Source organism: Budvicia aquatica DSM 5075 = ATCC 35567 (assembly GCF_000427805.1).
GTDB lineage: Bacteria > Pseudomonadota > Gammaproteobacteria > Enterobacterales > Enterobacteriaceae > Budvicia > Budvicia aquatica.
The window spans coordinates 216,783-237,957 of sequence record NZ_ATYS01000001.1 but is presented as its reverse complement, the minus strand read 5'-3'; the positions used below and the strand labels follow the sequence as shown (position 1 = coordinate 237,957).

23 protein-coding genes are annotated in these 21,175 nt (G+C 42.2%); 7 read left to right on the top strand and 16 right to left on the bottom strand.

Annotation, left to right across the window (positions count from 1 at the left end; translation table 11 throughout):
* Positions 1–302 precede the first annotated feature (302 nt).
* Positions 303–1,547, top strand: coding sequence for a TerD family protein (locus YWE_RS0101080; RefSeq protein ID WP_029092844.1), 1,245 nt, complete (start codon positions 303–305; stop codon positions 1,545–1,547).
* 81 nt (positions 1,548–1,628) lie between these two features.
* Positions 1,629–2,003 carry an Rcs stress response system protein RcsF gene (rcsF, locus tag YWE_RS0101075; protein WP_029092843.1) on the top strand — a complete coding sequence of 125 codons (375 nt, stop codon included), beginning with the start codon at positions 1,629–1,631 and terminating at the stop codon, positions 2,001–2,003.
* Between the two features lie 44 nt (positions 2,004–2,047).
* Here rcsF and YWE_RS0101070 read toward each other — a convergent pair whose 3' ends face one another.
* A complete protein-coding gene (locus YWE_RS0101070) occupies positions 2,048–2,452 on the bottom strand; it encodes a hypothetical protein (RefSeq protein WP_029092842.1) in 405 nt (134 codons plus the stop codon).
* Between the two features lie 116 nt (positions 2,453–2,568).
* Between YWE_RS0101070 and YWE_RS0101065 the strand changes: the two genes are divergently transcribed.
* Positions 2,569–2,853, top strand: coding sequence for a hypothetical protein (locus YWE_RS0101065; RefSeq protein WP_029092841.1), 285 nt, complete (start codon positions 2,569–2,571; stop codon positions 2,851–2,853).
* A gap of 131 nt (positions 2,854–2,984) precedes the next feature.
* Here the strand turns inward: YWE_RS0101065 and YWE_RS0101060 are convergent, their stop codons facing one another.
* The 3 genes from YWE_RS0101060 to YWE_RS0101050 all read right to left on the bottom strand — a co-directional run bounded on the left by YWE_RS0101060 (position 2,985) and on the right by YWE_RS0101050 (position 5,722).
* Positions 2,985–3,401 (bottom strand): cytochrome c3 family protein, encoded by a 417-nt coding sequence (locus tag YWE_RS0101060; protein ID WP_227659947.1) that lies wholly within the window; start codon positions 3,399–3,401, stop codon positions 2,985–2,987.
* Positions 3,391–5,037 carry an FAD-dependent oxidoreductase gene (locus YWE_RS0101055; protein ID WP_227659946.1) on the bottom strand — a complete coding sequence of 549 codons (1,647 nt, stop codon included), beginning with the start codon at positions 5,035–5,037 and terminating at the stop codon, positions 3,391–3,393. Before YWE_RS0101055 ends, YWE_RS0101060 begins: the two co-directional genes overlap by 11 nt.
* 73 nt (positions 5,038–5,110) lie before the next feature.
* Positions 5,111–5,722 (bottom strand): NapC/NirT family cytochrome c, encoded by a 612-nt coding sequence (locus YWE_RS0101050; protein ID WP_029092838.1) that lies wholly within the window; start codon positions 5,720–5,722, stop codon positions 5,111–5,113.
* A 656-nt stretch (positions 5,723–6,378) separates the two neighbouring features.
* Between YWE_RS0101050 and YWE_RS0101045 the strand changes: the two genes are divergently transcribed.
* Positions 6,379–6,783 carry a YybH family protein gene (locus tag YWE_RS0101045; protein ID WP_029092837.1) on the top strand — a complete coding sequence of 135 codons (405 nt, stop codon included), beginning with the start codon at positions 6,379–6,381 and terminating at the stop codon, positions 6,781–6,783.
* A 122-nt stretch (positions 6,784–6,905) separates the two neighbouring features.
* On the opposite strand, the gene YWE_RS0101040 is transcribed toward YWE_RS0101045, so the two are convergent.
* Together YWE_RS0101040 and YWE_RS0101035 are read right to left on the bottom strand one after the other, a co-directional pair.
* Positions 6,906–7,703: a siderophore-interacting protein gene (locus YWE_RS0101040; RefSeq protein ID WP_029092836.1), complete on the bottom strand. Its 798-nt coding sequence runs from the start codon at positions 7,701–7,703 to the stop codon at positions 6,906–6,908.
* A gap of 200 nt (positions 7,704–7,903) precedes the next feature.
* Entirely contained in the window at positions 7,904–8,626 is a 723-nt protein-coding gene (locus tag YWE_RS0101035; RefSeq protein WP_051323118.1) for a sugar isomerase domain-containing protein, read from the bottom strand.
* 344 nt (positions 8,627–8,970) lie between these two features.
* Between YWE_RS0101035 and YWE_RS0101030 the strand changes: the two genes are divergently transcribed.
* A complete protein-coding gene (locus YWE_RS0101030; RefSeq protein WP_161628756.1) occupies positions 8,971–9,585 on the top strand; it encodes a helix-turn-helix domain-containing protein in 615 nt (204 codons plus the stop codon).
* Between the two features lie 82 nt (positions 9,586–9,667).
* Here the strand turns inward: YWE_RS0101030 and YWE_RS26255 are convergent, their stop codons facing one another.
* Together YWE_RS26255 and YWE_RS0101020 are read right to left on the bottom strand one after the other, a co-directional pair.
* Positions 9,668–10,351: an HAD-IA family hydrolase gene (locus tag YWE_RS26255; RefSeq protein WP_036014624.1), complete on the bottom strand. Its 684-nt coding sequence runs from the start codon at positions 10,349–10,351 to the stop codon at positions 9,668–9,670.
* Positions 10,352–10,572: 221 nt separating this feature from the next.
* Positions 10,573–11,481: a LysR substrate-binding domain-containing protein gene (locus YWE_RS0101020; RefSeq protein ID WP_029092833.1), complete on the bottom strand. Its 909-nt coding sequence runs from the start codon at positions 11,479–11,481 to the stop codon at positions 10,573–10,575.
* Positions 11,482–11,589: 108 nt separating this feature from the next.
* Here YWE_RS0101020 and YWE_RS0101015 point away from each other — a divergent pair, with 108 nt between their 5' ends.
* Positions 11,590–12,729, top strand: coding sequence for an alanine racemase (locus YWE_RS0101015; protein WP_029092832.1), 1,140 nt, complete (start codon positions 11,590–11,592; stop codon positions 12,727–12,729).
* Between the two features lie 74 nt (positions 12,730–12,803).
* Here the strand turns inward: YWE_RS0101015 and YWE_RS26250 are convergent, their stop codons facing one another.
* The 3 genes from YWE_RS26250 to YWE_RS0101000 all read right to left on the bottom strand — a co-directional run bounded on the left by YWE_RS26250 (position 12,804) and on the right by YWE_RS0101000 (position 16,657).
* Positions 12,804–13,640, bottom strand: a complete 837-nt coding sequence (locus tag YWE_RS26250) for a class I SAM-dependent methyltransferase (protein WP_036014691.1) — start codon at positions 13,638–13,640, stop codon at positions 12,804–12,806.
* Between the two features lie 373 nt (positions 13,641–14,013).
* Positions 14,014–16,110 carry a DUF2207 domain-containing protein gene (locus YWE_RS0101005; RefSeq protein ID WP_029092831.1) on the bottom strand — a complete coding sequence of 699 codons (2,097 nt, stop codon included), beginning with the start codon at positions 16,108–16,110 and terminating at the stop codon, positions 14,014–14,016.
* Positions 16,111–16,114: 4 nt separating this feature from the next.
* Positions 16,115–16,657 (bottom strand): LemA family protein, encoded by a 543-nt coding sequence (locus YWE_RS0101000; RefSeq protein WP_029092830.1) that lies wholly within the window; start codon positions 16,655–16,657, stop codon positions 16,115–16,117.
* Positions 16,658–16,850: 193 nt separating this feature from the next.
* Here YWE_RS0101000 and YWE_RS0100995 point away from each other — a divergent pair, with 193 nt between their 5' ends.
* Complete coding sequence (locus tag YWE_RS0100995) at positions 16,851–17,633, top strand: metallophosphoesterase (protein WP_029092829.1); 783 nt, start codon at positions 16,851–16,853, stop codon at positions 17,631–17,633.
* A 45-nt stretch (positions 17,634–17,678) separates the two neighbouring features.
* Here YWE_RS0100995 and YWE_RS0100990 read toward each other — a convergent pair whose 3' ends face one another.
* From YWE_RS0100990 to YWE_RS26235, 5 genes are all read right to left on the bottom strand, one after another.
* A complete protein-coding gene (locus YWE_RS0100990) occupies positions 17,679–18,491 on the bottom strand; it encodes a class I SAM-dependent methyltransferase (RefSeq protein ID WP_029092828.1) in 813 nt (270 codons plus the stop codon).
* Between the two features lie 305 nt (positions 18,492–18,796).
* Positions 18,797–19,174, bottom strand: coding sequence for a winged helix-turn-helix domain-containing protein (locus YWE_RS0100985; protein ID WP_029092827.1), 378 nt, complete (start codon positions 19,172–19,174; stop codon positions 18,797–18,799).
* A gap of 369 nt (positions 19,175–19,543) precedes the next feature.
* Entirely contained in the window at positions 19,544–19,951 is a 408-nt protein-coding gene (locus tag YWE_RS26245; RefSeq protein ID WP_051323116.1) for a helix-turn-helix domain-containing protein, read from the bottom strand.
* A gap of 9 nt (positions 19,952–19,960) precedes the next feature.
* Positions 19,961–20,215, bottom strand: a complete 255-nt coding sequence (locus YWE_RS31800) for a transposase-like zinc-binding domain-containing protein (RefSeq protein WP_036014623.1) — start codon at positions 20,213–20,215, stop codon at positions 19,961–19,963.
* Between the two features lie 85 nt (positions 20,216–20,300).
* Positions 20,301–20,696 (bottom strand): winged helix-turn-helix domain-containing protein, encoded by a 396-nt coding sequence (locus tag YWE_RS26235; protein WP_036014622.1) that lies wholly within the window; start codon positions 20,694–20,696, stop codon positions 20,301–20,303.
* Positions 20,697–21,175 lie beyond the last annotated feature (479 nt).

Here is a 21,175-nt window from a genome sequence, read left to right as displayed (position 1 = left end):
TTATCCATTTTACTGATACTGAGTGGCCCCACGTCATCGGCAATAATCTACGGATTTTATTGGTAGATTATTGAGTGTTCTTTGCATAAGTATCCCATATAGATTCGAAATCCAGCCCTTAGTAGGGAGTATATATTCGTGCCCTATCCACATTAAATGTGACATTGTCACTTGTAGCTGCGAGTGAAATAATTGAAAATATTAATAAATAACTTTAGATTTCATATGAATGCGCTAAAGTTATCCGTTGTTAATGCCAGCTATATCAATATCAATATAAATATCAGTTAAGGAGAGGTTTAATGAATAAATCTTTAAAGCCGGGTGAAAACACCTCGCTTTCTCAAGCCACAGGACAGGTACGAATTTCCCATTCCGTTGGTGCCAATCTTGATATAAATCTGACCGCTTTCTTAGTTACCGATCTCGGAAAAGTCATTGATGACAACGGTATGGTTTTCTTTAATGCGCCGCGTCATGCTTCCGGCGCCGCTTCATTTATCGCGCCGGTTACGCAGGGTTCGACCTTAACGCATTGTATTGATTTTGATCTCTCTCGCCTTCCGGCAAATATCACAAAAATTGCCATTACGCTTACCCAGGACGGTAGTGCCAGCGGATTTTCTTCAGTCAATAATCTCACTGCGCAAGTGATTGCGAGCAGCAGTATTTTGGAGTTAACGCCCGGAATATTCTCGCAGGAAACCGGGATTATCGTGCTGGAGCTGTATGTTAGAAATGGCCAGAACAAGGCGCGCGCAGTGTGGCAAGGATTTGCATCAGGGTTAGAGGGGTTATGTCATTATTATGGTGTTGAAGTTGAACAACCTAAAGCTGCAGCAGTACCTGCCCCCACGCCTGCTCCGGTAAATATAAAGAAAACGTTAGTGACTCTCACTAAGCCCGATAGCAGCCATAAAATATCGTTGATTAAAGGAGCCTTAGCGCCGAAAAGTATACTGGTGAGCGCAACTTGGATCGATAATGGCGATGGCAGAGACAACGACGATTTGGATCTCAGAGTGGGTATTCTTCGCCCCGACGGGCAGATGTCTATCATTCAGGCCCCCGATAGAGCCGGTGCTTTTAATGCCGATCCTTTTGTGTTTCATACCGGTGACGTCATTAGCGCCAGTATTTCAGATCCGGGCCGAGAAACCGTTGAAATTAATCCGGCCATATCTCGTTTAATGGGGGGGAAAGTTGCTCTGGTTTGCAGCGTATATTCTGCCCTTAGCAATGGCATGGTCGCCGTTGCTTCGCTTAAACCTACCATGCGTATGGAATATGGCGATCAAATCGTTGACTGTGCTTTTGAGTTTAAGAAAGGTTTTTTCAGCAATATGATCTATACCTATGTGATTGGTATTATTGAAATTGATCAAGATAATATTACGCTAAGACCTTCAGGTATAACGTCTAAAACCGGCAGCGAAGCCACACCATGGCTTACCCGAACCGGTAACGAAATTACGTTAACCATGGATGGGCCGCACGTGTTTAAAGGCAAGAAACCTTCAAGCCGTGGCAATAAACGTTACGTATAAAAGTGAAATATGACTGATTTTTAGACGAGCCAAAATGCAGTAATAAATTGATTTATTTTTATAATATATGGAGATTACATTATGCGCGTTTTAACGATCGGTCTATTTACGCTTATATTGAGCGGCTTTTCTATGCAGAGTATATCTATTGCTAAACCCCTTCCCAACCTATCTTCCCAGATGCAATCAGATCCGACGGTAATACCAATTTATACTAATGCTCAAGATGTTGTGGGTAAACCGTTTCGCGATTTGGGTGAAGTTAGCGGTGAATCTTGTCAGGAAAGCAAACGTGATAAGGCTCCGAATATATCGGTTGCCCGTAAAAATATGCAGGTCAGTGCGTTAGCAAAAAATGCCGATGCAATCATGCTGTATAGTTGTGAATCCCTACAAAATGAATCAGGCTGTTACCGTCAGGTCATGTGCACAGGCTCTGCATTAGAATTTCGATAGGATGCCGGGATACCGATATTTAATTAATCAATAGTCTATGGATTTTATTCGTAGACTATTGATTGTTCTTTGCACAAATCATCCCACATAGATTCGAAATCCATCCCCTGCACGATCTCTCTATATTCTGATGATTGGTCATACCATGACCATGTAAGATCGCCTGCACTTTTATTATTTAACCAAACGACAGCAATGTATTTTTTATATTCGCTATGATTTTTTACATCATTGAATTCACCACATACATATCCCTGTATTTGCTTGCCATGAATGACACTGGTATAAAAATGGTCATTTCTAAACTTGACCTGGTCAGCTGAGCCGAAATCTTGAATGATATACTCTTTTGCCACCTCGATTGCCCGATCGGCATGGCGGTCGCATCCGGCTAATATAAAAAAAGCCGAACCGACCAAAACTGAGATTATGTTTTTTCGCATGTGCATGTGACTTATCGCAATTCCATTTGTTAGTGATGATAATCATATAATATACAGCGATATTCGTGATTATGCCGAAAAATACCTGTCAGTGGTTTTATCAATGCGAACAGTGTTAAAGATTGTTGGGATCAAAGCGCGGAGACTACGGTGGATATTGTGCTTATGGTTATATACAGGCGCCTGATAGAGCCGGTGCTTTTAATGCCAATCCCTATGTGATTGGTATTATTGAAATTGATCAAGATAATATTACGCTAAGACCTTCAGGTATAACATCTAAAACCGGCTGCGAAGCCACACCATGGCTTACCCGAACCGGTAACGAAATTACGTTAACCATGGATGGCCCGCACGTGTTTAAAGGCAAGAAACCTTCAAGCCGTGGTAATAAGCGTTATATATAGGGCCGATAATAAGATTGATTGTTAGTCGAATGACTTGAATTGAATGCCCATAACTCAACGAATCCAGAGTGGCGCCTAACCGGTTATGTATATAGCCGGTTAGGCGTCAATATAATACGCGGCAGTTAGTATCACTTAATTTTCACGTCAAACTGATGGCAGTTATTACAGTAAAGCTGCTGCGGCTTTTGCTGGTGTGAGGTATGACATACTGTGCATCGGATTTCACCGCCATGAGAGTCATGAAATGAAGCGGTACGTATCCGGCCAGACTCTGAATACTCTTTTAATACTGAATAGCCTGCCGCATCTTTCATTCCATGATAGTAACGTTCCCCTGGCGCATGACAATTCACACAGGTTGGTGTCATGTTTTTGGATTTTTGATCGCCAAGTTCAGAGTTATGACAGTTAATACACTCTAATCCAACGGTTTCATGCATCTTCATCCCAATAATATCTTGAGCATTTACCGACAAGATGCCGACACAACACAGTACCCCTGCAGCTATCAGTATGGCGAGGTTATTGAGTAACTTATTCATCATTATTCAGTCCTCCTGAATTCTGCAATCTGGTGCTAATAATGTGTTTAACGGCCATACGCCCAGACGTTAATGCAAAACCGGAAGCAGAGCCTTCTAGTAATAAATCATAGGTACTATCATATAATCCCCCCATATCTTGCCCGACGACATATAGACCAGGGATGACTTGATCATGAGTGTCGTAAACTTGAAGATTACTATTCATTTTCAAGCCACCTAATGTAAGAAAATAGGCGCGGATACCCTTGACCGCGTAGTAAGGTCCTTTATCCTGAAATTTAAACAGATGTTCCTTTTTGCGTCCCCAGTCAGGATCGAATCCTTGGTCGGCATACTGATTCACTTTAGCGATAGTTGCTTTTAGCGCCTCAGCCGGCACAACAATCTGTTTAGCTAAATCATCCAAGGTATCTCCCTTGGCCATCCAACCCTCTTTCATCCCAATCTCAATGGCCTGATCTAACGCTTTCATCGGCTGTCCGGGGATAACAATTGCATTAAATGGTGTAACCGGTCCCTCTTTAATCATCTTTTGGCGCATGGCATCATCCCAAATAGAATACATAACCCCGCCATTCATGGTCATCGCGTTGTATACCGTAGTAAAACTGGAGCCGAGAGATTCATTAAAGAAGCGTTCGCCATGTCTGTTAATCCACAGGAATGGCTGACTTAATGAGGTTCGTGCCTGTTTTTGATAATCAGCCCCATTAAACTGTCTGATCGGAGGGTCTTGATCGACATAGGGGCTATTTCCTGCGATTGTTTGCATACCCGCGATATCAGCGCCTATGGCTAAAGCCATATTGATTCCGTCACCTTCCCGCCCGTCAATAAGCGGACCACGAAGCTTAACGGGAATCATATTTCGCTGGTTTACATCGGTGACATACTTTTCAATCATATCGCGGTTATTGGCAAATCCGCCGGTAGCAACAATCACGCCTTTACCATAAGCCACGATCTTTTCACCGGTGACACTGTTAACGGCTTCTACGCCAACCACCTCACCACTTTGGGCGTCACGTATAATCTTCTTTACCGGCGTTTCTAAATAGATTTCCCCCCCACTAGCTAAAATCTTTTTATAGAAGTTTTTTGTTACAGAGGCACCGTTATGCTTGTAGATATGCCACGTCCACAGTGACTGCTCTGGAGGATAAACGGTTTTTAAGCCGGAAAACTCTACGCCGTTATCAGCAACCCAGTTAATTGTCTCTCCCGAGTTTTTCATTAACTCATGTAAAGCGCCGGCATTCACTCTCCAGTGATGAAAATCAATCGCTTTACTAAAAGCGTCATTAAGCGTTGCTCCTTTGCCTTCCTTTTTTTGCAATTTAGTTCCAACGCCCAAACTTCCTTCCGGATAAACGCCTGCCCCGCCAAGGCTGGGTAGCTTTTCAAATATAACAACCTTTGCGCCTTGTTCTGCCGCGGTTAAGCCGGCTGACATACCCGAAAGGCCGCCGCCGATAACAATAATATCGGTTTGTATAATCTCTTCGGTAACGGGTTCAATCGTCGGGTTAGACAGATTTATGGATGGCTTTTTATTCATATTTATATCAGCGAATACGCTGGTAGAGAATGCCGCGAATACCCCCATCAGTAAGAGACCTTTTCTTATTTTTTTCATAACGCTATCCTCTTTTATCAACGATGACTCACAAAAATTGAGAGAAAAAACTTATGGGAAAATGAATTTGGATCTAGGGTGTTTTACCTATAACACCGGTTTTTTGTCGGATGGCTGTCGTATCATCTCTTAATCGATGGGCGATACCTTTATGGCAATCAATACATGTTTGCCCTTGTTTCAGCGATTCCTGATGAAAAATTGATACGTACCGTTTTGTTAGCGTAGAAACATCATGACAATTTCTGCATTCTTGAGAGTCACTGGCCTTCATCCTTGCCTGTTCGGTCTTCGCCATTTCAGCGCGACGTTCAGTAAATTTCTCAGGGGTACCGATCACACCGGTTATGTGCCCCCAGAGTTCTTTTGCAGAGCGTAATTTTCTTACTGTTTTTGGCATAAACTCCTTAGGGATATGGCAGCTTGAACAAGCAACCTTAATGCCCGCATGATTAGTGAAGTGCTTCGAACTTTTGTATTCATCAATAAAAATGTTATCGCGCATTTCGTGACAGCTAATGCAGAAATCATCCGTGCTGGTATAGTGAGTCACAACGTTTAAACTGGTTAAGATCCCAATCCCAAATAAAATACCCATTAACAGCGTGCCGCCAAGAGCCATTTTGTTTGATCGGCTAAGGCGATAAATAAATCCCTTTAACCTACTGGTTTTCTGTTCTCCCATATGCTGCTCCTGTAATAAAATTGTATTTATATCACCTGTTCTTGTTATAGTTTTTCAAAATAAAACTTTAGCTATTTTTACCAATAATATATGGGTTAACTTTGTTATCGCGATTGTGAAAATTATCAATAAAATGTAAGGGTGGAACTGCCTTTTCTTGGTGATAATCACGCAATTAAAGTAATTAAAGTTTCTAGTGCCGATCATCAAAAATTAGCAGGGATTAACAATGGAACTATGTTGGCTCAATAGAGTATTGAGTGTTTTATTTTATTGTCACTAAGGATACCTCTTTGGTGTTATTGTGCCATTTGGTTTTTTATTATTTTATATTACTGATAATAAATAATATTTTTAAAAACAACATAAGAGATAGAAAATAAGCACACCATTTAAATAAGAGCGACCATTGTTGCTTTAAATACTGAGTTTAATAATGGAAATATAGGTTGACATGGTAAATTAGATAATTAACCCGATATGATTGATTGATATTTATTCAAGAAAAATATCATGGAAATACTAACGTTAACTAAAAATATTACCGATATGCGTTAGTTTAAGTGGTTAGTTAATTATTGAAAAAGGACCTATAATCATGCTTTAAATTTACGGATAATAAAGCGCCGTCAATCTTAATTATTTAGGTACATTTTATGAGCTTTCACCCAATACGACTGATTATCCAAGCGTGCGATCGCGCTATTTCCGACAGAGATTTTGACTCACTGATGATGCATTATGCTGATGATGCTGCGTTGGTCATTAAGCCGGGAATGGTTATCAATGGTAAGGAAAATATACGCAAAGCTTTTATTGCAATTTCAGACCATTTTCAGAACCAGTTGGTAGTTAAACAAGGGAAAATGCAGGTCATTGAGGGCGCTGGCGATGCATTAGTTCTTATGGAGACACTATTGAGTTTTCCTGACGGGCAAGGCGAAATACAGAATATTACCCGGCGAGCAACTTATGTTTTTCGTAATGAGTCTGATGGTCGCTGGCTGTGTACTATTGATAACTCTTATGGAACAACCCTACTGGAAGATGAGAGTGACTAACTATAAGCCATTGCTCTGGCTAATAACGTGTTGGCTTGAGCAATGGTCACACGGGTTAAATAGCGTGTTTATTCCAATGTTAAAAATGCCCGATTGGAGAAAACTTACGCTCTAATCAACCATTATTTTTGATGCCAATAGGCTACAGCACGGACGTAAGTAGGATCACATCCTTTGCGCTGGGTAAAGTAATCACTCAGCATTTTCACGCTTTGGCCCTCACCGGTCAGCCAGATAAAGTAATCTTGTGTTGGAATAGAGATGTTATCCAATAATGCAATCAACTGACCTAGATTCGCCGTAGACATATTCCCCGAGCCTAGCCAATTTACCGTTATACCATCAAGATCTTCCAGATAATCATGACCTGTTGCCTGTTCAGTAAATGCAAACAGATGGCACTCTTCTGCCTGAAGGCTGGCTTTTCGGCGCTTAAAGGCGGGCAGACCGGTTTCATCGGTAACGTAGAGTTGAAAACCGTAGTCATCAGGCACAACTAATGAGCCACGAGGGCCACCGATGACCAATTCATCACCGATTTTAGCCTGAGTAGCCCAATCACTGGCTACGCCACCGTTATGAATGTAGAAATCAAGGGTCAGCTTTTCTTTACCATCGAAAAATAGCGGCGTGTATTCGCGAGAAATCGGACTCTTCCCCGTTTCCCATACAATGCCCTGCTCTGTCACTTGAGGTAATTGCAGCTTGCTCGATCCTGCATCAGGGAAAAATATTTTGGTGTGGTCGTCAAAACCGGCTGAATTGAAACCGGCCAGGTCAGCGCTGATAAAATCGACACGCCAGAAGCTGTCAGCAATAAGCGTTTTATTTGCTACGGTTATGGCACGAAAGCGTAATTCATTTTGAACGCGTTTTGGTGCGCGGGTATCGGTATTTTTGTTTTTTGGGGTATTTTGCAAATTACGTTCCTTAGTGTTGTATGAGGAAATAATAAATTAACTCAGAATCATATTGTTATCTAGCGGTTTGGCTAAGGATACGTTGTGTTTAAAGCTTGAATCCCGTTTTTCAACGGGATAGCGGAGGTAAAAGTGTTTGGTAATAATTAGGGTTTGATGCTCTGTGGCGCGAAAACTCACATTAGGGGATTAGGGCTACCCTAGAAATAAGGGTTTCTTGAAGAGAAGCGTCCAAATAATGCTTCATTACTGGTTTTTCTCTCCGTATTTTGGCTTTGAAACAGCGGCACCGGTATATTGCGTTCATGGCACAGCCGTACGCTCTCGCAGAGCAGCGAATTGATCAAAATAACGCCAGTGAGTGTTGATAAGGGACCGGTAACGTACTCGCCATAGTGCATTTGCGCGTCGCCGTCAGGGGCGCCATTATCAAGAACAACGTCGGCCAACTGATAGAGTTTTTTCCCACTGGCGTGCAGTGAAACATTTGCGCTTGACTGCGTCAGTGACGTAATAGCAACAGTAAATACGCTCTCTTTCTGTGCTCTGAGCGCCATTTCCACAATAGCAGCATTGCGGCCCGAGTTTGAAACAATAAAAATCATATCATTAGAGTTCGGCGGAGTATTTTCCCAGATAATATCAGCGAGCCCCGACAATCTCTCCATTTTACTTGAGCGCCTTGCGCCACCTCCATTTAGCACAGTCTCATCAAGCATTGCGCAGACGTTGGCTAAACCGCCTGCACGACCAAATAGCTCCATTGGAATCATGTGAGAGTGACCCGTGCCGAACGCATAAATAATGCCATCATTTGCAATAGTTTTAGCCATTTGCTCGGCAACTTGTTCAAGCCGATCTTTTTGACTGATCAAAATATTATTGATCTGAGGAAGGCTGGTCTGAAAATAATCTGTAATCATCTTTCTTATCCTGCGTTATGAATAATGATATTTATTCTCCATCATATTATGTTAATTTAGTGAATTATCAGCGCGTAATAATGAATAATTAGCTCATTTTTTCAGACGGGAAATCTATGCTCAGAAGAGAATCTTTCCGATATGAATCAACAACTTCATGGTTTTCTACATACCTTCAGTTACATGAGATACCGTTTAAGTGGCATTATCATCAAGAGTATGAGCTTACGCTAACTTTAAACAGCGAAGGTAAGCGATACATCGGCAATCATGCTGCAAGTTACTGTTCCCCCGATCTGGTTTTCATTGGCCCGAACCAGCCTCACTCCTGGAAGAGTGATTATATGAACAAAGCCAGCGATATCTTCGTCATTTTGATTCCGCAAACCTGGTTTAATCGCCAACTGCTCAGCGGCATGGAAGAATACCGCGCAATTAGCCAGCTATTCTCCCGCGCTTCCCCTGCCATTCAATTCTCTACAGAATGCGCCAGAAAAAGTGAACCTTTGTTCAGAAAAATAACAGCGGCCAGCTCACCACTAACCCGGCTGAGCTATCTTATTCTGCTTTTTGAGCTATTAATTGAAGATACAGGCATTGAATATATTTCTGATAAGAAAAAACCATTATCTTATCAAAATCAACGAGTAGAGAAGATATTAGAGTATATTGATAATAATTTCACACTGCCGTTGGCTCTCCATCAGGTGGCCGAGCATGTGCACTGCAGTATCAGCACAGTAAAGCGGGATCTGATGGTCTTTGCCGGTTTGTCATTCAGCGAATATCTATTGAAACTGCGGCTCCACAAGGCCTGTTATTTATTAAGAACGACTTCACGCTCCCTGCCGGTAATTGCATCACAGTGTGGCTTTCAGGACGTCAGCTACTTTCACCGGCAGTTTAGTAAGATTATTCAGGAGACCCCTTCCAGATATCGTAAAAACAACATGGTTTAATTTATCCCATCTGGTGAAGCATGAGCTTAAATTTCATTGAAATTGGATTCCGATTAATAACTATCCTTAGTTTATTTGCCGCTTACGCCCCAATATAATCATTAATCGCAGCGGGCAAATCCGTTAACGTTGTCATTTCTTTCATCGGCAACGGGGCATTCTCCGGCGCTTTTAAACCGATGCGGTTATGCCAGAAGGTTGGAATACCGACCTTTGCTGTTCCAATAAGGTCATAGGCAGAGCCGGCGACAAAAATGGCCTCTTCGGCTTTAACGCCGGCCAGATCCAGCGCTAACTGATAAGGCCGGGGATCGGGTTTATAGAAACCGGCTTGATCGGAAGTCACCACAATATCAAAAGGAACCCCTACCAGCTCAGCGGCCTGATGGCCTAATCGATCGGAGCAATTGGTCACCACCCCCAGCTGATAGTGCTGTTGTCTTAATAAGCCAAGTACCGATACAACTTCTGACCATGGCTGAAGATTGTGCCAATTTTCCCGCAGACGTTCTGCAAAACTAATATCTAAACCAGACGCTAAAGCCGCCTCTTCGACCAAGGTTTCGTAGGGACGATATGCACCGCAGCCATAAGTAAGCTTTAGATAGGCCATGCGCCACTTTCTTCCCAGCGCTTCTGAACCCGCCGTTTCATTCCATACCTGCCAAGAATCAATCAGCGCAGTTAATAGATCGAATAAAATAATTTTAGGCGGATGAGAACCCGGTCGGGCTGATGTTAACTGACTTGTTGAAGACTGATTCATGACTCGCTCCTACAGACGTACTACAGGTTTAAGTAAAAGAATAATAAACATGAAAGCGATCGGATAGCATTAACCAGTAGAACGACCTTAGTTGAAATAAAACTTATAGTTCAATGTATTACCAGTGATAAATGCTGTCTAAACTTGCAACGAGTATAGTAAGCAAATAATTAAGAGTAAATTAAGCATTATTAAGTATTTAATTAAGAACGGCTTAATATTTATCGACGTTGCCACGGCGGCTGCGGTGAAAACTGCTGCTTTAGCAATGACATAAAAGCATGGACTCTTTCTGGCATTCCCTTACGCCGGTGGGTGAGTGCAACAACCGGCGCTTCGGGCAGTGTCCATTCAGGTAACAGCCGTATCAAATGGCCTTGCGATAGCGCGTCTGCCACATCCCACTGGGATCTCATAATAATCCCCAAGCCTGATTTGGCCCATGAACAAACGACATCACCATCATTGCTGCTTAGCGACGGTATCACTCTGATAGTTTGTTTTTTGCTTTTTTGTTCAAAGCACCAAAGCGTGGTGTCTTCGTTATTTTCTTGTAGCGCAATGGCGGGGAAATTTAATAAATCCTGAGGCGATGACGGCATGCCATAGTGTTCAATAAGTGCCGGAGCTGCACAGATAAAACGTTGATTAGGTGCAATAGCATGAACAATAAGATTGGAGTTATACAGCTCTCCAATATGTAAAACCAGATCGAACCGATCCTGCTCTTCGAGTAAAGGCTGCTCGGAAAGTTTTAATAACACTTCTACCTGAGGATACAAGCGGTGGAACTGAGTAATAATTGCGGTTAAATATTTGCGACCAAAGCCAAAGGGAGCATTGATTTTTAATGTGCCAACCAGCTTACCATGTTGCTGCATCACCTCTTCCAGCAAGGCTTTATGCTGTTCCAATAAGGTCTGGCCTTTTCGACATAGTAGCTCTCCCTCATCGGTAAAGTGGAGTCGTCTGGCCGTACGGTCAATAAGGTGGATATCGAGCCTGGCTTCTAACTGCTGTAGCCTTTGTGTAACCGCTGACGGCGTCACATTGAGGAACCGGGCAGCGCCTACCAATGAACCATGCTCTTTGATCGCAAGTAAGAATTGAAGATCGAGTGTATCAATCATTATCTGGCCGATATCAGGTTTAGAATAGCTAAATGATAGAGTTAAAAATTATTAATTTAAACTTAAATATACTGCCGCTATATTGAATGAGTCACTATGGAGGTCACCATGCCAATGAAAGAAACTCAAATTACTCAAGAAACGCCCTATTTGCTGCTTGATATCAAAAAGCTGGACGCCAATATTGCACGTATGCAAACCCATTTAGCTAAACTAAACGTTCAGTTACGTCCTCATGTAAAAACCAATAAATCAGCTCAGGTTGCCAGCCGTTTCTTTGATGGTGCTGAAAAACCTATAACCGTTTCAACCCTGCATGAAGCTGATTTCTTTGCTCAGTACGGATTCACGGATATTTTGTACGGCGTAGCCATTGCCCCGAATAAGTTTGAGCATGTAAAAAAGTTAATATTGGCCGGAACAGCGCTCAAGCTGATACTCGATAATCTTCAAACGGCTAAACTTCTTTTAGATTTTGCATCACGCCATCACTTGCCGGTTAACGTTTTGCTTGAAATCGACAGCGACGGCCATCGGTCAGGCTTGCCGCCTTGCGATGCGGAGATTGAAGCTATTGCTCAGTTGCTTCAAGGCAGCTTAGTCACCATTTGTGGCGTTATGACGCACGCCGGTAACTCTTATAACAGTAAGTCAATTGCCGAAATAGAACAGTACGCCAACCAAGAACGGGATGCGGTGGTTTCCAGTGCCGATATGCTCAGATCCTTAGGTGTTAATGTGAGCATTGTTAGCGTGGGTTCTACCCCTACTGCACTTTTTAGTCAGGATTTAACCGGCGTTACCGAAGTCAGGGCCGGGGTTTTTGCCTTTTTTGATCTTGTCATGGCCGGGCTTGGCGTATGTGAGTTAAATGATATAGCGCTTTCGGTTGTGACTACGGTGATCGGACACCAAAAAGACAAAGGGTGGATTATCACGGATGCCGGCTGGATGGCATTGTCACGAGATCGCGGAACGGCTAACCAAAAAGTCGATCAGGGCTATGGCATCGTGTGTGACTTACAGGGGAACCCTATCGGCGATCTGATTGTTACTGCGGCCAATCAGGAACATGGCATTATCAGTTCCAGAAGCCAAGGCCATGTCGAACATTTTCCCGTAGGGACTCAGCTGCGCATTCTGCCAAATCATGCCTGTTCTACCGCAGCCCAGTACGGCGGATATCATCTTCTCAATCTGGAGAATGATGCTACCCCATATTGGGAAAGAATTAATGGATGGGCGTAGGTAACGGTAGGTAAAAAACGTCGCCCGACAATACTCAACTCAGCTTGGTACTGTCGGGCATTTTTTATGACTACCTAATCTTTGCTGGCTAAATAGGCGGTGAGTTTATTCGCAAAGGTATCACCCGTTGGCCAATCATCAACCTGATTAACCCGCATAAGACCGGCTTGGCGTAACAGATTACCGTACTGTTGGTCAGTATAGGCCTGCATCGTTGCGCCATACTCCGTCAGGTTTGTAGACTCTAAATCGATGATAAGGTAGCGCGTGACGGCTGACGACTCGGCTTGATACCAAAAGTTTTCTTGCAGGCATACATGAGGCCGGATCGAAAACAGGCCTGATTCAGCTCTGTCCCAACTTGTATCGGCTAATCCTTGGCGCTGCACTTCATCATATTGATGAACTTCCACAATAAACTGCCCCGCCGGATTTAACCAGCGATGTACATTACGCAGCACTGACACCATTTCTTCCCGCCTAAACACATTAAATTCACCAAAGGTCATCATAATGAGATCGAAACGTTCAGCGGTATCGAACGTGCGAAGATCTTGCAGATGGTAGTGAATATCAAGCCGGTGTTCAGTTGCCTGACGCTCGGCATAAGCGATAGACGCCGGCGAAAAGTCAACGCCGACACATTTGAAACCCTGCTCAGCCAAACGTTGAGTATACAGGCCCGGGCCGCAGCCTAAGTCTAATACTCTGCCACCGACAGGGATTCTTGGCACAATCCAGTTCAGCTGTTGCTCAATAATCGTAGCCCTGCGGCTAGCCCAGTCGTGATCTTGTGAAAGATGTGAGCTGAGCATTCTTTGGCTGAATTCAACCTCATTCCACGGTATTTTATCGCCACTTTCCCAAGGAAGCGGACGCTGTGTTAACTGCATGAGTTGAGATAAGTTCATGATATTTCCCATCAGGCTAATAATATTTATTCCATAGGCACAGTAAACCTGAGTTAGATAACTCATGCCTAAAAGTCGGCGCGCTTTTAATGGGTAAGGAACGTTTGGCTAAAAGGAATAAGCCAGCAAGCGGCTATGAATATGCCACTCTAAAGAGAAGTGTCTTGATAAGATCCTACTCAGTCGTCACTACGCCAGCGCGATGGTGGCGATTGGGTACATGGCATGTCCTCTAATTGTTGGATGAATTGTTGAATGGTCGTATCATTTTATTATTACTACTTGATCCCGAAATATCAACCGACTGGTTTAAAATATGCCGCGCGGTTAACATTTCAAAGATGAATAAGACAGCATCAGCAGTGATTAAAAATTACCAGCCACCGCCCCCTCCGCCACCGGAACCTCCACCGGATGATCCCCTACCGGAAGAGCCTGAACCACTACTGCTTGAGCCGGATCTCGAGCTTGAGCCAGATGATCCGTTGCCGGTTCTGGTTCTCACTGATGATGAGCGGCAGGACTCACTAAAACGGTTTACATGCTCCCAGTCACCGCTGACAAAAGCGTCAGATACCGCACCGGTAGTTTCCAGATATTGGGCAAAGGTATTTGCCCAGGTTTTACCTACGCCTAAGGCCAGAGCATATGGCAGCATCTTTTCAAAGTGAGAAACGATCTGCTCTGGTGGGTAAAGCGCCTGATAGCGATACCGCTCAGCCGTACCCAGATACATCTTCAGCCCTTTTGCTAAGGCTAAATCATTCAACCCTAGCTGGGTATGACGCGGCGCTATTTTTCTTAAAATCAGCGCCAGTAAAATAGCGCTGATTAATGCCCCGGCGTATCCGGCCGGCATTTCCGTTAACGGAATCGCCATAAAGATACGTATGCCGACATACAATGACAACGAACCGGTAGTTAAGGCGAAAAAGGGAGCTATCCATCCTTTAATTTTGCTAAACCGGCTTGGGTCTAATAGCTGTTTTATAAATAAAAACAGTAATGAGCCGCCAAGTAACAGCAGTAGCGCCGTAGGAATGGTGACTAATGCAGTAAGCAGGCTGAATGCGTTAGCGCATATGATCGGTATCAGGAGTATCAGCAAGCCAATATAAAACCTGATGCCATATATATTGAGAAATAGCTTTTTCCGCTCTCCCTCATACTTTTTAGACAATGTTTCGTATGCCTTTTGCAGGGTTTTATGATAAGAATGACTCAGGTCGATCGGGCCAGAGATACTTGAGAAGAGATTGTTTAATAGCTGTTTTTCATCAATATTTAGCGGGCTGTTATTACCCTTGGGCCTGCGGGCTAGCCATTGCTTGTTGACTGAACGTTGCTTGAGCGGTTTTTGCTTATTAGACGGCTTATTTGTTTGTGTGATATCGAGATAACGTTTAGCAACCAGATTCAAAATATCGCTGCTAAAGCCAAATACATCGTATTTACCGTGATTGATATAACGGATATACCCGGGCGTAATTCCCTCGGGTACTGAATACAAAGGAATAACCGCAGGCATTTTCAATTTGGCGGCCAGAACATACCTGCACCACCAAAATAAGTAAAATAGAGCGATAACCAATACCGGCATCCACAATATTTTAGTTTCTGATGAAGGAAGTAGTAAATGGAGCAACGGATAGGTTGATTGTGGTGCCGGCGCCAGGCTCAATATAGAACGGGGCCAAGTATAAGCAACCGTTAGCCCTTCGCCTGTGCGTAGCGGTTGAAGGGTTTCGACGCTGCCATCAGCAAGGATTTTGGCGTTATGCCCTTTTTCGCCAACGGTGCCGGTATACACGTCGATCGATTGCAGTCGGCTGTCTTTACCGTTGTTATCAAGAAATTCTGATGAATCAGGAAGCTGTAGGCTAAAGCGCGCTTTATCAATGTCGTATGCCCAGCCGTTGCCGGTAACGTTCCAGTACAGCTCATCCCAGTCAGGGAAACGGCTGAAATGGTTGTCGATCTCATATTGGATCACATAGTTATGCAGACCCGGAGATAAAAGTTGATTAGCGCTCCCGATACGAATGGTGAGAATGTCACCGTCTTTGATCAAACTGTATGGTTCCGGTTTACCGTCGCGCCACACCTGATTAATTTGGTAATTAACGCTAAAGAATTTACCGTCTTGCCGCTTCCAGGTTAACGGTAGCGTACGAAAAATTCCGCGTTCGATCCGATCTCCGGTTGACCTGAGCTGAATATGCTCGTTAATCGTCATAACGCCTTCAGGAGCAAAACCAGCCTGCGCATCAAACAAGAGAATATGTTCGTATTGGTGATGGTCGGTATCTGAAATTAAGCCATCATCTTTCACGTTATATTCGCTAGAGATAAACTCGGGTGATGCCGCATTCTCACTGATTGCTATATCAGAAGATACCGCCCGAGCACTGCCGAAAATGAGTGCCAGCAGCAGGAAACTGTAGCGTATTACGCCTGATAAGCTAACCATGCCATTATTCCATCCGTGGTAATTGTGCTTCTTCAGGGCTCTCGAGCTCAAAAAATGAATCGGCTTTAAAATTAAACAGTTTTGCTATTAACAGGCTAGGAAACGATTCCACTAGAATATTTAAATTTCGCACCGTTCCGTTGAAATAGCGACGTGCCATCTGGAGCTGTTCTTCAATTTCAGCCAGGGATTGTTGTAAAGAAAGGAAGTTTTCGTTGGCTTTTAACTCAGGATAAGCTTCAGCCAATGCAAAAACGCGGCCTAAAATACCGGAGTACTGTTGTTCATTTTGTGCAACCTGACGGGTATCCCCCACCAGATTAGTGCGCTGGCCGGCGATGGCTTCCAGCAATTCCTTTTCATGCTGAGCATAGCGTTTAACCAAGCTGAGTAAGTTAGGCACCAGATCGTGACGACGTTTTAGCTGTACCGCAATACCGCTCCATGCCTCATCTTTAAAACGGCGCAGAGAGATAAAACGGTTATAGGTCAAAATCACCCATATGATGACAATGGCAGCAATAGCCAAACCAATATAAAGTTCCATTCTAATATCTCATCCGGTTAGCTAACTAATAAAGGAATTATCCTAAGATTTGTACGGATATTATCCTACTCTGGCCTGTCAGGTAAATATTGAGGCTAATCAGAAACCAATATGGCGTTGAAGGTTTAATTAACCTCAGGCTAGAATGGCATTAAGGGCATGATGCACAACAGCGGGCGTTAAGGAATCAGATATGCGCATCCAATATCAAAGTGATTTACATCTCGAGTTTTGTCAAAACAATATCAGCTATAGCCTGCCTGAGGTTGATGCGGACGTTATTGTGTTAGCCGGTGATATTGGTATGACTAAGCCCAAATATTTTGATTGGGTACTGCGCCAAACCCATGATATTCCAACGGTGATGGTATTGGGAAATCATGAAAGCTATGGTACCTCGATTCAACGGGCGCTGCGTAAATGGAAAGAGGCAACGTCCGGAAGTCACGTTCATATTCTGGATAATTCCCAACCTGTTATTATTGATGACGTGCGCTTTCTTGGCGGTACTTTATGGACGGATTTCAGCCTGTTCGGGGCCGAAACCCGCGAGTTGGCAATGCGGACTGTGAGCGATCGCATGAATGACTATAAGAAGATTCGTTATGAGAAAAATGGTGCCTACCGCTCTTTTACGCCAGAAAATGCTCGTCAGCTTCACTACTTAACACGAAGTTTTATTCAAAGAGAATTGGCGGCCGAACATCGGTATGGGCCAACCGTTGTCGTGACCCACCACGCACCCTGTCTTGGTTCTGTGCCTCTATCCGCTCAAAATGATCTTCTTGCAACGGCCTATGCCAGCGATCTCAGTGAGTTGATTGTTGAATATCAGCCACAGCTTTGGATTCATGGTCATATACACAATAATACCGACCTGCGCATCGGGCAGACTAAGGTCCTGTCTAATCCGCGCGGTTATCAAGGTTCAGAAATAAATCCGCAGTTCGATCCTAATTCGGTAGTCATCGTTTAATGTATCTGGCGGAGTGAAATCAGTATCAGGATCACACCATGATAATTATCTGCGCGTCTGAGTTTTATCCCATGAAATAAACGCCCAGCCACGCAGCGGAGAAATCAACGGCTCAGGGCCATCCTTGCCTTTCTGGTAGTAGGCATACAGAGCATTTTGTTCCGACTCGGTTAATTCACCTAATGACCAGCTAATAGATTTTTCAAACTCTTCATAGCTGTCAACACGAGACTGGCAGTTACGGCTGTAGATATAGTCCAGCCGCGGGTTAATTCCCATCTGACATAAAATATTCAACGGATAGATATAGTTAGGTAAACCCGTACTTTCCCGACCTAGCGCGCGCAGAATACGGATATCCATAAAATGAGGATCAATAGTATGGGTGGTATAAACCCTTAACCGGGCTTTATCATTCAATTTTTTAAGGGCTGATGCCATATCTGCAACCAGCGTTGAGCGGGACGCTACCACAATGTCACATTCAGGAATGCTATCCCAACTGTCATCCCATGCCCGTTGAAACAGAGTAACGTTATCCTGTTTCATCACTTTAGCTCTGCGTTGGGCAACTGCTAACATACCTGCGCTGTAATCCAGACCATAAACGTGTTTCAGCCGATCGGCAACCTGTAGACAGATGGTTCCCGGGCCGCATCCGATATCCAGTAGCGTTTCAGCACCGGTCAGATCCATCATGGACAGAAACTTCTTTAGATATTCATCCTCAGGATTAGCACAGCTTTCTGCCATTTTTTCCGCTTTGGCATCCCAACTGCTGGCCGGTTTAGTCACCCGCCCGGCTTTAGCCATATGGTTTTTATACAGGGTAGCAAAATCAATATCGTTAATAATCATGGTGTCAGCCTTATTTTTTCTAATTTATAAAAATTAGCAGCTTGGTCTGCATTTGAACACGCCTTTCCTTTTCTAGGACAATTTGTATAACTAAATTTCGCTATACTTTTATATATACAACGATTTGGATAATTTATCATGAATGGATTGAATGTATAACCACTAAAGTATCAGGCCATGAAAACTCATGGCCTGAATGGTAATGACAGGTAAGGTTACTCGCGAAGTGATACAGCGCAAAGGATAAAGCGCCCTGTTTATTGTCGGGTTCAACTAAATATCAGTTAGAAAAATAATTAAAAAAACTATTTTCTATAATAAAGCGGAGTTATATTGGGGTAATTAACTTTATATCCCTTTCCTTTCATATTAATAATGAAATCTTGTGGCATTCCAATTAATGATAGCTTTTCTTTTAACTCGGTCACAACTTGCCACAGACGTTGATTCGACGAACTTAAGTTATTTTCATCCCAAACCTCACGCATTATCTCCTCTTTAGTCACAACCTCTTCACTGGCATGAGTAAGAAGAAATATTAATAAATTCATGACCGTATCTTTAAGAACGATAGCGCTAAAATTTAGAATTTTATGTGAGTTTTCAGAAGATACTCTGATAAGCCTGTTGTTATCGATATCAACCTGTACATCAGCACCGATTAAAAAACCATGTAGTTTCATCTATATAACATCCTACCAGTCATTGTCCGTAATTGAGGTTATATAATTACTATCGCTGGAGTTATTTAATGTGTTGCCATGATTATAATTAACAAAGATATGTTTTCAATATCCCAATAAAATCATTTAATGAGATAAAATATGGGCAAATACCACATGATATGTCACACCTAGCCGAGATAGTGATATATAAAAACAAACAATCGCAACCATTAGCAGTAAATGTTGCAATGTATACCATCACTTTCAATAACGATAAAAAACCAAAAAAGAGAGTTAGTTAGATAGTTTCACTGCGTTGCTGTTAATATAAACGATTACATATTTTCAGCATATAAAATAGCCTTAAATTTCATATCCAATGCGTAACTAACTATTTTTATTGTAGTTGATTATTTTTCGATACATTGATGGTGTAATCGAAAACTCTTTTCTAAATGCCCGCCAAAAACTTTGTTGTGAATCAAACTGATATTTATAGGCAATATCAGTGATGTTGAAGCGGCTGTGCCTAAGTTCCCACGCCGCTTTGTATAACCGTTGCCTTCTGATGTAAAGCGCCAATGATTGGCCAGTTACATGTTTAAAAATTCGTTGAAAATGCCAGCGAGAATAGCCTGATTTTCTCGCAATCATACTAATATTAATTGGCAATTCTAAATTTTCATTAATCCAGCCAACCAGATTACTAACGATCTCGGTATGGATAGTGATAATGCTTTCATCGTCAACATTGGCATTTTTATCTCTTTCAGTTATAGCGTGCTCACAGATCATCAGCATTACCTATAAATAGCGGTCAACAACAGAGTGACGTAACTTTAAAATGCCACAAATTTGAATCTTGGTTTTGCCCTTAGACAGTAAGTTCTGTACTTGCTTAGCCATATTTTCCTCATAGGCTGGATAAATATACTTCGCCTGAAAGGTTTTATTACAATGACCACAACGGTAGCGCTGTAAGCCTGAGCGAGCTAAACCATATTTTTTAACATTGTTGGAACTGTCACAATGAGTACATATTGGGGTGTTATTAAGCATTTTATTTCTCCTGAAATTAATTTAAGCAATAGCCATCACTAATTAATTATGCTATTCATTAACATTAATATTTATTAGATATACTTCAGACATAGTTTGACTCTTTATAATAAAGAGGTGTTATGTAGGAATGATTTACTTTATATCCCTTCCCTCTCTGATTCACAATAAAATCCGGAGATATTCCTATTAATGAAAGTTTCTCTTTTAGCTCATTGACAACTTGCCATAAACGTTGATTCGATGAGCTTAAATTATTATCATCCCAGACGTTTTTAAGTATTTCTTCTTTACTGACTACGTCATCACGGGCATTAGTAAGAATATAAATCAGCAACTTCATTACAATATCTTTAAGAACGACAGCGCTAAAGTTTAATATTTTATCTGAATTACCAGAAGATACTCTAATTAACCGCTTGTTGTTAATGTCGACTTGAATATCTGAGCCAATTAGAAAGCCGTGTAGTTTATTATCCATATATCCGCCATACGACATCCGTGATTAAGGTTTGAACTTGTATTTTCACAAACCAAAATGTGTTGTATTGATTATAATAAACATAAATATGTTTTCAATAGATCAATAAAACAAGTTAGATAGTGATTCAAACCATTAATACCAGATGATATCTTAATTAAAGGGAATAGATTGATACATAAGAGCAATTAATTTAATTAATCAGCAGTAAAGCCTGATTATCACAGTATGCATCTCAATGAACATAATAATCTAGAATTTAAATTTATCCAGATTATTCAGCTACCCAATAAGTGTTGCCATTTAAATGCAATCACTCACTTCAGGTGCCTGCTGAATGACGATTAGATTAAGTGAGTATCACTATTTGTGTTAGTCAATTTTCACTTATTCACTATTAAATAAGATAAACAAGATCTTTTTGTTAATAACTTTTTTTTAACAAATAAGAGTGTTGTGCAACCTATTGATTTAATGCA

Bases quoted from the DNA above. Each gene is read 5' to 3' on its own strand.
- YWE_RS0101080 (WP_029092844.1), top strand. From the start codon at position 303: ATGAATAAATCTTTAAAGCCGGGTGAAAACACCTCGCTTTCTCAAGCC.
- rcsF (WP_029092843.1), top strand. From the start codon at position 1,629: ATGCGCGTTTTAACGATCGGTCTATTTACGCTTATATTGAGCGGCTTT.
- YWE_RS0101070 (WP_029092842.1), bottom strand. From the start codon at position 2,452: ATGCACATGCGAAAAAACATAATCTCAGTTTTGGTCGGTTCGGCTTTT.
- YWE_RS0101060 (WP_227659947.1), bottom strand. From the start codon at position 3,401: ATGATGAATAAGTTACTCAATAACCTCGCCATACTGATAGCTGCAGGG.
- YWE_RS0101055 (WP_227659946.1), bottom strand. From the start codon at position 5,037: ATGAAAAAAATAAGAAAAGGTCTCTTACTGATGGGGGTATTCGCGGCA.
- YWE_RS0101050 (WP_029092838.1), bottom strand. From the start codon at position 5,722: ATGGGAGAACAGAAAACCAGTAGGTTAAAGGGATTTATTTATCGCCTT.
- YWE_RS0101045 (WP_029092837.1), top strand. From the start codon at position 6,379: ATGAGCTTTCACCCAATACGACTGATTATCCAAGCGTGCGATCGCGCT.
- YWE_RS0101035 (WP_051323118.1), bottom strand. From the start codon at position 8,626: ATGATTACAGATTATTTTCAGACCAGCCTTCCTCAGATCAATAATATT.
- YWE_RS0101030 (WP_161628756.1), top strand. From the start codon at position 8,971: ATGAACAAAGCCAGCGATATCTTCGTCATTTTGATTCCGCAAACCTGG.
- YWE_RS26255 (WP_036014624.1), bottom strand. From the start codon at position 10,351: ATGAATCAGTCTTCAACAAGTCAGTTAACATCAGCCCGACCGGGTTCT.
- YWE_RS0101020 (WP_029092833.1), bottom strand. From the start codon at position 11,481: ATGATTGATACACTCGATCTTCAATTCTTACTTGCGATCAAAGAGCAT.
- YWE_RS0101015 (WP_029092832.1), top strand. From the start codon at position 11,590: ATGCCAATGAAAGAAACTCAAATTACTCAAGAAACGCCCTATTTGCTG.
- YWE_RS26250 (WP_036014691.1), bottom strand. From the start codon at position 13,640: ATGAACTTATCTCAACTCATGCAGTTAACACAGCGTCCGCTTCCTTGG.
- YWE_RS0101005 (WP_029092831.1), bottom strand. From the start codon at position 16,110: ATGGTTAGCTTATCAGGCGTAATACGCTACAGTTTCCTGCTGCTGGCA.
- YWE_RS0101000 (WP_029092830.1), bottom strand. From the start codon at position 16,657: ATGGAACTTTATATTGGTTTGGCTATTGCTGCCATTGTCATCATATGG.
- YWE_RS0100995 (WP_029092829.1), top strand. From the start codon at position 16,851: ATGCGCATCCAATATCAAAGTGATTTACATCTCGAGTTTTGTCAAAAC.
- YWE_RS0100990 (WP_029092828.1), bottom strand. From the start codon at position 18,491: ATGATTATTAACGATATTGATTTTGCTACCCTGTATAAAAACCATATG.
- YWE_RS0100985 (WP_029092827.1), bottom strand. From the start codon at position 19,174: ATGAAACTACATGGTTTTTTAATCGGTGCTGATGTACAGGTTGATATC.
- YWE_RS26245 (WP_051323116.1), bottom strand. From the start codon at position 19,951: ATGATCTGTGAGCACGCTATAACTGAAAGAGATAAAAATGCCAATGTT.
- YWE_RS31800 (WP_036014623.1), bottom strand. From the start codon at position 20,215: ATGCTTAATAACACCCCAATATGTACTCATTGTGACAGTTCCAACAAT.
- YWE_RS26235 (WP_036014622.1), bottom strand. From the start codon at position 20,696: ATGGATAATAAACTACACGGCTTTCTAATTGGCTCAGATATTCAAGTC.